Annotated in this window: 11 protein-coding genes and 1 pseudogene; 1 reads left to right on the top strand and 11 read right to left on the bottom strand. The window is 68.8% G+C overall.

All coding sequences use genetic code 11. The features are described 5' to 3' along the window. The first annotated feature begins 337 nt into the window (after positions 1 to 337). A complete protein-coding gene (locus ABZX30_RS36670; RefSeq protein WP_355942360.1) occupies positions 338 to 1,201 on the top strand; it encodes an IclR family transcriptional regulator in 864 nt (287 codons plus the stop codon). Here the strand turns inward: ABZX30_RS36670 and ABZX30_RS36665 are convergent. The 11 genes and pseudogenes from ABZX30_RS36665 to ABZX30_RS36615 form a co-directional block, all read right to left on the bottom strand. After that, on the bottom strand, positions 1,180 to 1,602 hold the full coding sequence (locus ABZX30_RS36665; protein ID WP_355942357.1) for a hypothetical protein: 423 nt from the start codon (positions 1,600 to 1,602) through the stop codon (positions 1,180 to 1,182). The genes ABZX30_RS36670 and ABZX30_RS36665 overlap by 22 nt on opposite strands. Positions 1,603 to 1,699: 97 nt before the next feature. After that, positions 1,700 to 2,674 (bottom strand): alpha/beta hydrolase, encoded by a 975-nt coding sequence (locus ABZX30_RS36660; protein ID WP_355942355.1) that lies wholly within the window; start codon positions 2,672 to 2,674, stop codon positions 1,700 to 1,702. Positions 2,675 to 2,707: 33 nt separating this feature from the next. After that, positions 2,708 to 3,259, bottom strand: coding sequence for a 3-phenylpropionate/cinnamic acid dioxygenase subunit beta (locus tag ABZX30_RS36655; RefSeq protein WP_355942354.1), 552 nt, complete (start codon positions 3,257 to 3,259; stop codon positions 2,708 to 2,710). Between the two features lie 33 nt (positions 3,260 to 3,292). Continuing rightward, positions 3,293 to 4,414 (bottom strand): VOC family protein, encoded by a 1,122-nt coding sequence (locus ABZX30_RS36650; RefSeq protein ID WP_355942351.1) that lies wholly within the window; start codon positions 4,412 to 4,414, stop codon positions 3,293 to 3,295. Beyond that, positions 4,411 to 4,752, bottom strand: a complete 342-nt coding sequence (locus ABZX30_RS36645) for a bifunctional 3-phenylpropionate/cinnamic acid dioxygenase ferredoxin subunit (RefSeq protein WP_355942348.1) — start codon at positions 4,750 to 4,752, stop codon at positions 4,411 to 4,413. The genes ABZX30_RS36650 and ABZX30_RS36645 overlap by 4 nt, the downstream gene beginning before the upstream one ends. A gap of 1 nt (position 4,753) precedes the next feature. After that, positions 4,754 to 5,671 (bottom strand): VOC family protein, encoded by a 918-nt coding sequence (locus tag ABZX30_RS36640; RefSeq protein ID WP_355942345.1) that lies wholly within the window; start codon positions 5,669 to 5,671, stop codon positions 4,754 to 4,756. Positions 5,672 to 5,728: 57 nt separating this feature from the next. Then, positions 5,729 to 6,457, bottom strand: coding sequence for an antibiotic biosynthesis monooxygenase (locus ABZX30_RS36635; protein WP_355942342.1), 729 nt, complete (start codon positions 6,455 to 6,457; stop codon positions 5,729 to 5,731). Positions 6,458 to 6,500: 43 nt separating this feature from the next. Further along, complete coding sequence (locus tag ABZX30_RS36630; RefSeq protein WP_355942340.1) at positions 6,501 to 7,853, bottom strand: aromatic ring-hydroxylating dioxygenase subunit alpha; 1,353 nt, start codon at positions 7,851 to 7,853, stop codon at positions 6,501 to 6,503. 302 nt (positions 7,854 to 8,155) lie between these two features. Further along, positions 8,156 to 8,773: a TetR/AcrR family transcriptional regulator gene (locus tag ABZX30_RS36625; protein WP_355942337.1), complete on the bottom strand. Its 618-nt coding sequence runs from the start codon at positions 8,771 to 8,773 to the stop codon at positions 8,156 to 8,158. 456 nt (positions 8,774 to 9,229) lie between these two features. Then, complete coding sequence (locus ABZX30_RS36620; protein WP_355942335.1) at positions 9,230 to 10,468, bottom strand: FAD-dependent oxidoreductase; 1,239 nt, start codon at positions 10,466 to 10,468, stop codon at positions 9,230 to 9,232. A gap of 768 nt (positions 10,469 to 11,236) precedes the next feature. After that, positions 11,237 to 11,389 (bottom strand): annotated as a pseudogene (locus tag ABZX30_RS36615) (electron transfer flavoprotein subunit alpha/FixB family protein); the annotation flags it as partial.

Genomic DNA, 11,389 nt, shown 5'->3' with positions numbered 1-11,389 from the left:
AGGTCGCGTTCTTGCCGTGGCGGGCCCCCATCGTCTCCACTTTCATGACTGACGGTAATGCCCATGGCTTCGTAAAGACGCTTCGCGTCAGCGCCCTGGACCGTTCCTCCCGGATGGCGCATGTCCTTCCACGGACGCCGGGGCCATCCCGACGTGACGTCCGCGATGATCGCGGCTCGCCAGAGGGGTCCGCCGGCCCTCCCATGGGGTCGGAGCGCGTCCATGCCCCCTGACCCCACCATGGCGCACCCCCGCGCCCGCGGCGTTGACAACACCTCTACCCGGCTTTATGGTCAGTCAAGTAAATGGCCATTTACATCGAGGTAGGTGGGCCAACATGCTGATGGAAGCCGGCGCGTCGAACACCGCAGGTCTCCTGGATTTTCCCGACGAACACCGGGCGGCGGACGCAAAGACGCGGCGCGTCCCCCTGTCCGAGAGCCGCAACGGCTCGGAGACATCCGTGGGAAAGGCGCTGACCCTGCTCGACGCATTCGGCGGACCGCGCACCGTACTCGGCGTCAGCGAGCTGGCGGTGCGGGCGGGTCTCCCCAAATCTACGGCTTTTCGTCTGTTGTCGGTCCTGCTCGAAAGCGGTTACGTGCGACGGGTGGGTGATCGCTATTCGCTGACAGAACATATTTTCGAGTTGGGTCAGCGGGTCAGTTCCTGTCGCCCGAACGGGTTGCGCGAACGAGCCCTGCCCTTCATGACCGAGCTCTACGCCGAGACGCGGGAGACCGTCCACCTCGGGGTCCTCAGGGGCACTGAAGTGCTCTACCTGGAGAAGATCTTCGGCCATCACGCGGCTCCCTGCACCACGAGTGTCGGGACTCGCCGGCCTGCCTACTGCACCGCTCTCGGTAAAGCGATCCTGGCATTCTCCGACTCGGTCGCACAGGAAGCGATCTTGGAAAGCCCGATGTCCAGGCATACTCCGTACACGTTGAGCCAGCCGGGACAGCTGAGTATCTCTCTGCAGCGAGTGAGAGAAAACGGATTCGCCACCGACCTGCAGGAGTCACATCTGGGCGTGGTGTGTCTGGCCGCTCCATTGATTGATCGCGCCACGGGCAGAGCCGTTGCTGCCCTTTCCATATCCTCAACGACGGCACGTGGTGATATTCGCCGATATGCGGCACGCTTGTCGCGTTCCAGCGAAACACTCTCGTCGCTTATTCAGCCGTCGATGGCCAGCTGAATAAACGAGACGAGGAGGCCCGGTCCGCCGCCCACCGCGAGCAGCGCCGACATCACGGCGATCGCTCCCGGGACCTTCGCCGGGGGGAACTCGTCCCGGATGACGCCGAACGAGAGCGGGACACGGCCGCCGCCCATGCCCTGATGACACGGGCGGACAGCATCAGGGGCAGGCAGGCAGGCGGTGGTGATCCAGGTGACGGACCGCGCGTCGGTGTGCGGTGCGCTCCGCAGGACCGGCAGCGCCGGGTTGATGAGGGACTGCAGCAGAGCACAGGCGGTGGGCGCGACCACCAGCACGCAGACGTCAGCCGGTGATCGGGCCCCCGGGAGGCACGCGTCCGACCGGACGGCGCGGCGCTCGGGCCCCGCGGTGCCGGCGGCGGCGCCGGTCCGCCGCACGGGCCGGGGACCGGAAACCGCGACAGCGTGAACCGGCCCTCCCGCAGACGCAACGACCGCAGCGGCCCCGCGCAGGGCTGCTGCGGTCGTTCTCGGTTCAGACCTGCTCGACGAGGTGCGGCAGCTCGGGGCGGTTCTTGGAGACCCCGGCCCAGTCGGCCGTTTTCCGGCTGACCTTGCCGGTGCCGAAGAACTCGGCGAACACCGCGTTGAACATCTCGGGCTGGTCCGTCTGCCCCTGGTGCCCGCACTCGTCGGGGAAGAAGAACTGGATGTTCGGCAGCGCCTTCTCGTACAGATAACCCTCCTGGACGGGCAGCAGGACATCGTTGCGCCCGTACAGGTAGATCGCGGGGATGGTCAGCTTGTCGAGCCGGCCCTTGGTGCTCAGCCGCGCCCTGGTGTTCGCGTCGACCTTGCCCAGGAACGCCGCTATGTGCCGCTGCCACGTGTCCTGGTGCTTGTTGGCCGCCCGGGTGCGCATCTCGATCAGCTCGGGACTGATCGCCTCCTGACGGTGGATGATGGAGCGCATCATCGTCTCCATGGACTCGGGTGTCCCGTCGAACAGGCCGATCGAGGGCACGACCCAGTTGAGCTCCTCGCGGAGCTTCGCCACCTCCTCCGCCGGCACGACGTCCCCGACGGCGCCGGCGATCAGGGCGAAGCTGATCACCCGTTCCGGGTGGGCAAGGACGTACTGCACCGTGTTGCCGCAGCCCATCGAGTTGCCGGCCAGGTGGAAACGGTCCAGGCCGAGGGCCGTCGTGAAGTCGTGGAGGAAGTCCACGTGGCCCGCCGCGCCGGGCTGGTAGTAGCCCTCCGGGTCCTCGGTCAGCCCGAAGGACGGCTGGTCCGGGCAGTACACCCGGAGACCCTTGGACGCCAGGTACGGCGCCATGAACCGCCAGCCCGCGGTGCCCGACGAGCCGTTGATGCCGCCGTGCAGCAGCACCACGGCCGGGCCGTCGTCGCCCGCCGTCATGTAGTGGGCCTTCACTCCCTGGGGCAGGCGCACCCACCGGCTCGCGAGACCGTCGATCTTGATGATTCCCTCAGCTGTCAGTGTCACAGTGATCACCGGATTCCGTGTGTGAGCGGGCGGTCAGTAGAAGAGGCTGAGGTTCTTGGTGAGTACGGTGGCGACGTCGAACAGCACGGTCCGCCGCGCCACCTGGAACCCGTGGGCGTTGTCGGCCCGGCGGATCACGTCGTAGCGCCGTCCGACGTTCCAGTCGTGGTCACGCTCGGTGCGCGTGCGGTGGATGTAGAACGACGACTGGACGTCCCACTCGTCGGGGACCGCCGTCTCCCGCACCCGGATGTTGGTGATCAGGTGCCGGGTCCGCGAGGGCGGGTCCTCGCACCACGCCATGTGCGTGTACAGCCGCTCCACCCGCTGGGAGAGATGTGCGAAGTTCTCGTCGAAGTGCGCCGAGGTCCCCGGTGCGGCGATCTGCTTGTCGCGCTCACGGTAGAGACGGTTCTCCCGCACCGGAGCCCAGTAGTGGATGTCCGGCGCGAGCATGACCAGCCACTCACGGAACTCGCAGTCGTCCAGGACATCGGCCTCGTGGTAGAGGAACTGCTCGATGTCCCGCTGCAGTTGGACCGGCACCGCGGTCGTCGACCCGTTGTCGTGCGTCAGCACCTTCATCGGATCTCCACCTTCCTTGTCGCTCGGGGATCCTCAGAGGTTCGAGGTCAGGGCCGCGAAGTCGATGACGTAGTCGGGCTGCGCGACGTCCTCGTCGGGGGCACGGCGGGCCAGCACCGCTTCCAGGATGTAGCCGCCGAGCGCCTCGGTCGTGTCGTAGTAGCAGAACGCGCTCGAGCCACGCATCACGTCGGCTCCCATGACCAGCGGAACGTCGATCGAGGCCAGCCACTCGCGCGAGCGGTCCCACTCGCCCTCGTCGGTCGTGGCGTTGAGCAGCATGTGGTGGACGCCCTCACCCCAGCGGTCGCGGAACTCACGGTTGTAGTGGCTCGGACCGATCGTGGGCTGGATGATCTCGAAGCCGAAGTCGTGGAACAGCGACACGCCGGTGAAGTATTCGTGCTCGACGGGTTCGCCCCGGTAGTAGCAGCCTTCGAGCAGGTCCGGCTCGGTCCGCCAGTCGCGGATCTGGAAGCTCGGGATCCCCAGGATCTCGTTGTAGCGTCGCAGACTGGCCATCACGTCGTTCACGACGACACCGAAGTGGTTGACACCCTGCACGGCGATGGGTCCGACGCCCTCGGGGCGCGTGTAGCGGCCGGCGTGGTTCCACCGCTCGGTCACCTCGACCTGCTGCTCGGCGGACGGCCGCAGCGGCACCTGTACCTCGATCAGGAACCCGCCCAGCGCGGCACGGGTGTCCAGGAAATGGCGCTGCAGGGCGCCGTCGACGGTCATCGAGGCGGCCACGGGTATCCCGTTCTTGGCGAGCAGCTCACGCAGCGCTCCGAATGCGCCGGAGTCGCGCACCGCGAGTGTGAGGTGGCTGATGCCCTGGCCGCGCACGAACCGGAACTCCTGGAAGGGGCTTTCCCCCCGCAGCGGCTGCACGAGCTCGAACGTCACCGGTGTGTTGGGGAGGCCGAACAGGCCGACGCCGGCGGGCGGGACCGTGGTGCCCGTCGCCGTCCGGAACGCCGGTATCGTCCTGCGGCCGTGCACCGACACGTCGGTGAGCCGGGCAGGCCCGAACTCGCGTACGTCCCATGCGTCGATGCCGAAGATCTCCGCGTACCGCAGGGTCGCCTTCTCGAGATCCTTGACCACCACTCCCACCGAGTGGAGTCTGTCGATGTCCAGCAGTCCGCTCATCGTTTCACCTCGCTGATCGTCGCGGCGATCGAGTCGGAGACCTCGAGGTAGATCGTGTCGCCGTCGACCTTGACCGGATATGTCTGTACGTCCTTCGTCGCCGGGAGGCACATCGCGCGTCCCGTGCGCAGGTCGAAGCGGGCCATGTGCCACACGCACTCGACCTCGCAGCCGTCGACGTATCCCCCGGAGAGGGAGGACAACCCGTGCGAGCAGGTGTCGTCGATGGCGTAGAACTCGCCGTCCACGTGGAAGACGGCGATCGGTGGTTCGCTCTCGATCTTGTACCCCTCGTCCGGCGTCGTCTGTCCGACCGAACAGACCGGGACCCAGGCCACGTCAGCCGCCCTGCGGGGCGCCGGGGCCCGGGCCGACCTGACGGTGGCCCCAGATGCTCGGCTTGTCGTGGACCACGGTGGTCCACGTCGCGTCGTCGATGGGCCGGCCGCTCCAGCCGTACTCGGCCTGACACGCCGACGGCGTCTGCATGTAGAACGAGACCATCTGGTCGTTGGTGTGCTTGCCCAGCGTCGAGGTGAGCGGCGCGGCACCGTCGGTGACCAGGTCGTAGGTGCGGCCCACCATGTCGAGGTCCGCGACCTCCAGCATGAAGTGGTGCATCATCGCGGGGCCCGGCGAGGGCGCCATGGCGAAGCTGTGGTGGCGGGGGTTGACATGGGTGAAGAGCGCCGTGAACGGACCCATGTTGACCCAGTCGCTGACCCGGAACCGGAGGATGTCCAGGTAGAAGCGCTGTGCTTCGGCCATGTCGGGCATGGCCAGCACGACGTGCCCGAGCCCCTGGTCGCCGGTCACGAAGGTGATGCCGCGGGGCGAGACGAAGGGGTCGAGCCCCATCTTCGCGCCGTAGAAGAACTCCAGTTGGTTGCCTGCCGGGTCCTTCGCGCGGATCAGGCCGGTCACGCCGCGCTCGTCCGCGGTGCCCGGGTCGTCCACGGCCACGCCCGCCGCGTCGAGTTCGGCGGCCAGCAGGTCGAGCTCCTCCTTGCCGGCGACCTCCCAGCCGACGTGGGTCAGCCGACCGTCACCGGGCGTCACCGAGATGCGCCAGGAGCGCTCGTCGGCGCGCAGCAGCAGCTGCTCTTCCGTGGACCGGGCACTGATCTGCAAGCCGCACACATCGGTGGCGAAGGTCCGCCAGGCGTCGAGGTCGGTGGCGGTCAGCCCGATATAGCCGAGGCTGCGGATCCTGCTGCTCGTCCGCGCCGGCAGGCCGGCGGTTGCACTGTTCGTCATCGCTTCACTCCAAGTCCATGCTTGTCGTTGAACATTGAGGGGATGGGCACGGGCCGGTCAGCCGGGCCAGACGACCGTCTCCGACCGCCTGGCGACATCGGCCGGCAGCCAGCGGTCGTAGAGGTGGGTGAACTCCTGGCCGCGGTAGAACTCCAGGCCGTTCGTCCCCTGCCGGCGCGGCGCCTGCTCGCCCCCGTCGCCACCGGAGCCCGTGCTGATGCGCAGCAGCCAGTGCGCGTCGTAGGCCGTCTGGTCCTGCCAGAGCTCGAGGACGAGGACGTGGCCCGGGAACTCGGTGCCGCGGAACCACTCGAACTGCAGGCAGCCCGGCTCCCGCCTGGTCTCGCGAACGCCCTCGGCCACCTCCTCCAGCACCGCGTCGGTGTCCGCCGGGCTGCCCTGGTACAGGACGCGTACGGCGCCGGCGGCAGGCCAGAACACCTTCTGGGTACGGCCCTGCTGGGCGACCGGGAGCCAGACGCGGCCGGGCTGGTAGTACTCGTGCCGGTAGAACTCGCTGGTGGCGCCGCTCTGCGTACGCCCGGACACCGCGCCGAGCACGACGTCCGGTTCGGCCTCCTCGAGCGCCCGCGCCCAGTGCTCGCCGTAGAGGTACTGGTCCTCCCACAGCTCGACGACGGCGATGCTTGCGGGGGCGACGACGCTGCGGTAGTGCTCCGCCTCGAGGCACCCGGTCTCCTTGCGCAGTCGGCGCGTGTAGGCGAGGAGCCGTTCCTCCTGTTCTTCGCCGGCGTGGAACTGGTGCAGCACTCTGATCGCGGTCATGTGTGTCCCTTCGTGATGAGTGGTACGGCCCGTCCGGTACGGCTCAGGAGGTGGCCGTCAGGTCCTGCTGCTCACGTGCGCGGTCGGCCTCGGCACGCAGCGCCTTGAGCTTCCGGATCTCGGCCCAGGGGGCGCCGGACATCAGGTCCTGCCAGTGCTGGTACATGCCGCGGGCGCCGAGCTCGGCGTAGATGTGCGGAGCCGTCTTCCCGGGCAGACCGTTGACGTCCGTGCGCGGGGTGTCCAGGTGCTGCGTGTAGTGCAGCGGCTTCTGGCGGGCCATGTACCCGCGCATGATGCGCTGCTCCTCGAGCCAGTTCTCGGCGTCGTCCTGCTCGTACATGCCGCCGGGGCTGAAGGTGCGCAGCACCTCGACCCGGATCTCCTCCTTGACCTCGGCCGGGGCCATGACCGGGACGAACGTCCAGGCCCAGATCTCCATCTCCTCCGGGCCCCGCGGATGGGTCAGGCGCATCGTGCCGTTGGCCAGGACCATGAAGTTCGGGAAGATGTTCCCGTGCATGGCGACGGTGTCGGCGCGCAGCTGGCCGACCCGCTCCACGGCGTGGTCCCGCATGGAAGCCTTCCAGGCGTTGTGCAGCGGGCCGGATCCGGGCACGGGCAGGTTCATCCAGCCGCAGCCGTGCCCGTACGGGGAACTGAACTGGTTGCCGAACGGCATCCCGTCGAAGGGCTTGATCTGTGCGGCCTCCTCGTCCGGGACACCGCCGCCGCCCATCACCTGCATCGCGGAGGCGTGGGTGACCTCGCCGTGGTACGCGTCGCTGGCGGGCTGTTCGGCGTTGAACTTCCAGTTGCACGGCAGGACCCACTTGTGGACCGCGATGGCTTCGAGGCCGCCCTCGTACCGGTCGACGTAGGCGTCGAAGTACCACGCCATGTCCCCCAGGTACTCCTCCAGTGAGGGCGCGTCCGGATCCCAGTTCCCGAAGATGAACCCCTTGTAGTTCGCCAGCAGCGGCACCTGCGGCGGACCCAGCTCCTCCTTCCGCAGTCCCTGCGGATAGGCCTCCTCCTCGTGCGGGACCGACGTCAGGTTTCCCGCGGTGTCGTACGTCCAGCCGTGGAACGAGCACATGAAGGCCCGCGCGTTGCCCTGGTCCACCCGGCAGATCCGCATGCCCCGGTGCCGGCACTGGTTCAAGAAGGCCTTCACCGAACCGTCCCGCTGTCGCACCACCACGACCGGGTCCTCGCCCATGTACTGCTGGATGAAGTCACCGGGCTTCGGAATCATCGAGTCGTGCGCCAGGAACAGCCACGACCGGCCGAACACGTTCTTCAGCTCCGCCTCGTAGATCTCCCGGCTGTGGAAGATCTCACCCCATACGAGACCGCGTTCGGGGTCGACGTATTTCCCCGCATCAACACTCATCTGGTACACATCCCAACCTGAACGGCGTTCACCTGAGACCGATCACTCGGTCCGGCCGAGGGCGCATCGCGCCACCGGAGGCCCACCTCCGGCTCGCGTGGGTGCGCAACGACGACCGACACGCGGCGAGGCCTCGGCTGCCGGCAGGGTCGTTCCCGCGACGACCTCGGTGGTGCCAGCTTGCTGGCACCACCGGTCGCTCACCAACGAAGCCGTGCCGCATGACGGAACGCCTCTGACACGCGCCGGAAAAGAAAGAGACCCGGGAGAAGTCCCGGGTCTCGCTCGTGTGCCGCTTCGTGTCAGCCGGCGGCGGGATGATCGAGGCAGACGTCCAGCATGGCGGCCAGATACCCGGCGGCCGACTCGGCGTCGGCCGCGTCGAGCACAGGCGCATCGGGGTCGAAGAACAGGTCGAGCCCGAAGAGACCGAGTCCCATGCTGAGCGCGGCCAGCAGGCGCAGGCGTACCTCCACGTCCACACCCGTGACGACCGTCTCCCGCCACACTCCGAGGAGGCGTCGATCGAGTTCGCCCCGGAGCAGGGGAACGGCGTCCTCCATGTCCGGCGACCTGATCAGCGCCATCGCCGGCCAGCGCGCGTCCTCGTCCTGCCAGAATTCCATGAGAGAACGCGCCAGCCCCTCCGCTGCCAGGCGCGGATCGGTCGGCTCGAACACCTTGAACTCGTAGCCGCGGGCGACCTCCCGGAACAGTCCCCGCTTGGACTTGAAGTAGCGCACGATCATCGCGGGAGTGATACCGACGTCGTCCGCGATCTCCTGCAGAGTCACATCTCGGTAGTTGGCACGGGCGAAACGCCGGCCGGCCGCCTGCAGGATGTCACGACGCGTCACCGCGGAGTCGCGTCTGCGTGCCAGTGGCGAGCCTGCCCGGCCGGTCGAGTTCGACGTCATCATTCGAAACAGTCTGCCGTACTCGACGCCTGGTGCGCGGCAGGCGATCCGATCGCTCAGCCGGTCACCGGCCGTGCACGAGCCCGCAGCAGGAAGCGCGGAACCTGCGGCGCGATGGCGCTGGGGGACTTCCCGGCGGGCAACGGGACGCGCTGTGCCAGGGGCGGATCGACGACATCGGCTCTTCCCGACGAGGTCCCGTCGTCCTCTGGTCCGGTCGGCGCGCGTGCGGTACGGGCACGACCGAGTGTGCGTATCGCCGAACCCGGGGCCATACACCCTCCTCCCGCGGTGAGGAACGCGGCCCTGCCGCCCCACTGCTCGGCCGGCACCGGTCGGTTCCCGCGAGCCACGCCGCCGTACCGGCGCCGGGCGGAAGGACCGTCGGCGGCCCGTTCCGGCCGCCGTGCGGCCCGGCGGGGACGCTCCTGCCGCCACCGACCCGGAAGCGGACGGTCGTCATGCGCTCCCGGCCCGCACCCCGAGCTTGCGGATATCGACCTGCTCGTCGGTCAGCTGGGCCGGGTCCAGGCGTACGCCGCTGTGGATGTGCTTCATGGCAGCACGGACGTCGCGAGGACGATTCACCCCGAGCACGCCGGTGAGGACACCCTCACGAAGGTAGAAGGCGCTGAATCGCGCCGCTTCGGTGCTGCCGCGCACCACGATGTCGTCGGCGGCCGAAGTGTCGCCCGCCATCTGCAGGTTGAGGTCGAACTGGTCGGACCAGAACCACGGCACCTCCACGAACGGTGTTCGTTCGCCGAGCATGGTCCTCGCCGTGTTCACCGCCTGATTCTGCGCGTTCTGCCAGGACTCCAGGCGGACCCGTCCGCCGATGATCGCGTGCGGGAAGCATGCCACATCGCCCGCGGCGTAGACGTTCTCCAGGGAGGTCCGGCCGTATTCGTCGACGAGGATGCCGTTGCCGGTCGCGATACCGGCCTGCTCGGCCAGTTCGGTGGCCGGTTCGATCCCGACGCCCACCACGACGCATTCGGCATCGAAACGTTCTCCGCCGGAGGTCACCACACCGCGCACCCGACGATCGCCCTCGAACCGCTCGACGGAGACCCCGGTGCGCAGGTCGATGCCACGCTCCCGGTGGTACCGCGCGTACAACCGTCCCATCCGCTCGCCGAGCGCGCGCTGGAGGGGCACCTCGGCGGCCTCCAGCACGGTGACGCGAGCGCCGAGTTGTCTCGCGCTGGCCGCGACCTCCGCGCCGACGAAGCCGGCCCCGACGACCACCACCGGTGCGTCGGGGCGCAGGTGCTCCCGGATCGCCAGAGCGTCCTCAAGGGTGCGCAGGTAGCGCACGCCTTCCAGTTCGGCGCCGGGCATCGTCAGACGGCGTACGCGACCGCCGGTGCTGAGCAGAATCTTGTCGGCCCGGACGGTGGCTCCGCTGTCGAGTTCCAGCGAGCGTTCGGACGGCCGGATTCTGGTGACCCTGGTGTCGAGGACGAGTTCTACGCCATCGGATTCCCAGGCATCCGCCTGCTTGAGGAGGAGCTGCTCCGGCTCCATCGTGCCCTTGAGGATCTCCTTCGACAGTGCCGGACGCTCGTAGGGAGGCTCGGGCTCCGCACCGATGAGCAGGATCCGCCCGTCGAAACCGGCTGCGCGCAGACCCTCGGCGGCTCGGCCGCCGGCCAGGTTGGCCCCGACGACGACATACGTCTCACGATCTTCCACAAGGACTCCGGGTACGGGGTCGGTCGCCGATCCGCACGACGTGGAGTGCGCTCGGCGTCGGACTGGGCCCAGTTTCCGTCCCTGGGCCGGCAGACCCCAGGCCGGTGTTCCGGTATGCGGCACAGCCGCTCCGCTCGCCAGTGCGGCGTGCGGCGGTACCCGTCGATTCGAGCCTGGCCGGGCCGGAGGCCCGGAAGGGCGAGCGGCATCCGGCCCGGCCGGGCGAGCGCGACCAGGGTGCGCGGGTGAGCTCGGCCGGCTTCCGGCCGCCGCCCGCAACGCGCCGGTCGCGTTCCCCGCACCGTCGCTCCGCTCTCCGAGTACACGGGGGCGATCACCCCGCTCGTCCCCACGCCGCGGAGCCGGTCCAGCAGGCCCTGGAAGACCTCGCCCTCACCGCGGACGGCATCGATTCCGTCCGCGGTGAGCGGCGGCACCTCGCGGATCCCCCGGTGCGCCACGCCCTGGGCGAGCTCCTCGGCCACGACCGCATCGTCGACAGCGGCCTGTGCCGGCCCATGACCCCCGTCGGCAGGGTCCGCTTCCACCGCCACCGCGCCCGTCACCGTACGTCGGCCGGCCGGCCACGGTGATCCGGTCGGAGTCCTCTCCGAAGCAGGCGACGGCGCCGGGTGGCCCGGGCTGCCCTCTCGGACACCACGGTTGACGATGACGCGACGAGGGTCTCGGTCTGACGGTCGCGGCCCTCGTCGCGTCCGTGTGACCGACGGACCTTCACAAGCCCCCGCCGCCCGCGCCTGCCGCCGTTCAGCCCGTGCGGGTCTTGATCTCCTCGGTGAGCTGCGGGACGACGTCGAAGAGGTCGCCGACGACGCCGTAGTCGACCAGGTCGAAGATCGGGGCCTCGGCGTCCTTGTTGACGGCCACGATGGTCTTCGAGGTCTGCATGCCGGCGCGGTG

This window comes from Streptomyces sp. NPDC004542, from assembly GCF_040610035.1.
Taxonomy (GTDB): domain Bacteria; phylum Actinomycetota; class Actinomycetes; order Streptomycetales; family Streptomycetaceae; genus Streptomyces.
This window is presented reverse-complemented; position numbering and strand designations above follow the sequence as displayed.

Excerpts from the sequence above, each read along its gene's own strand:
- ABZX30_RS36670 (WP_355942360.1), top strand. The coding sequence starts at position 338 with ATGCTGATGGAAGCCGGCGCGTCGAACACCGCAGGTCTCCTGGATTTT.
- ABZX30_RS36655 (WP_355942354.1), bottom strand. The coding sequence starts at position 3,259 with ATGAAGGTGCTGACGCACGACAACGGGTCGACGACCGCGGTGCCGGTC.
- ABZX30_RS36650 (WP_355942351.1), bottom strand. The coding sequence starts at position 4,414 with ATGAGCGGACTGCTGGACATCGACAGACTCCACTCGGTGGGAGTGGTG.
- ABZX30_RS36640 (WP_355942345.1), bottom strand. The coding sequence starts at position 5,671 with ATGACGAACAGTGCAACCGCCGGCCTGCCGGCGCGGACGAGCAGCAGG.
- ABZX30_RS36635 (WP_355942342.1), bottom strand. The coding sequence starts at position 6,457 with ATGACCGCGATCAGAGTGCTGCACCAGTTCCACGCCGGCGAAGAACAG.
- ABZX30_RS36630 (WP_355942340.1), bottom strand. The coding sequence starts at position 7,853 with ATGAGTGTTGATGCGGGGAAATACGTCGACCCCGAACGCGGTCTCGTA.
- ABZX30_RS36625 (WP_355942337.1), bottom strand. The coding sequence starts at position 8,773 with ATGATGACGTCGAACTCGACCGGCCGGGCAGGCTCGCCACTGGCACGC.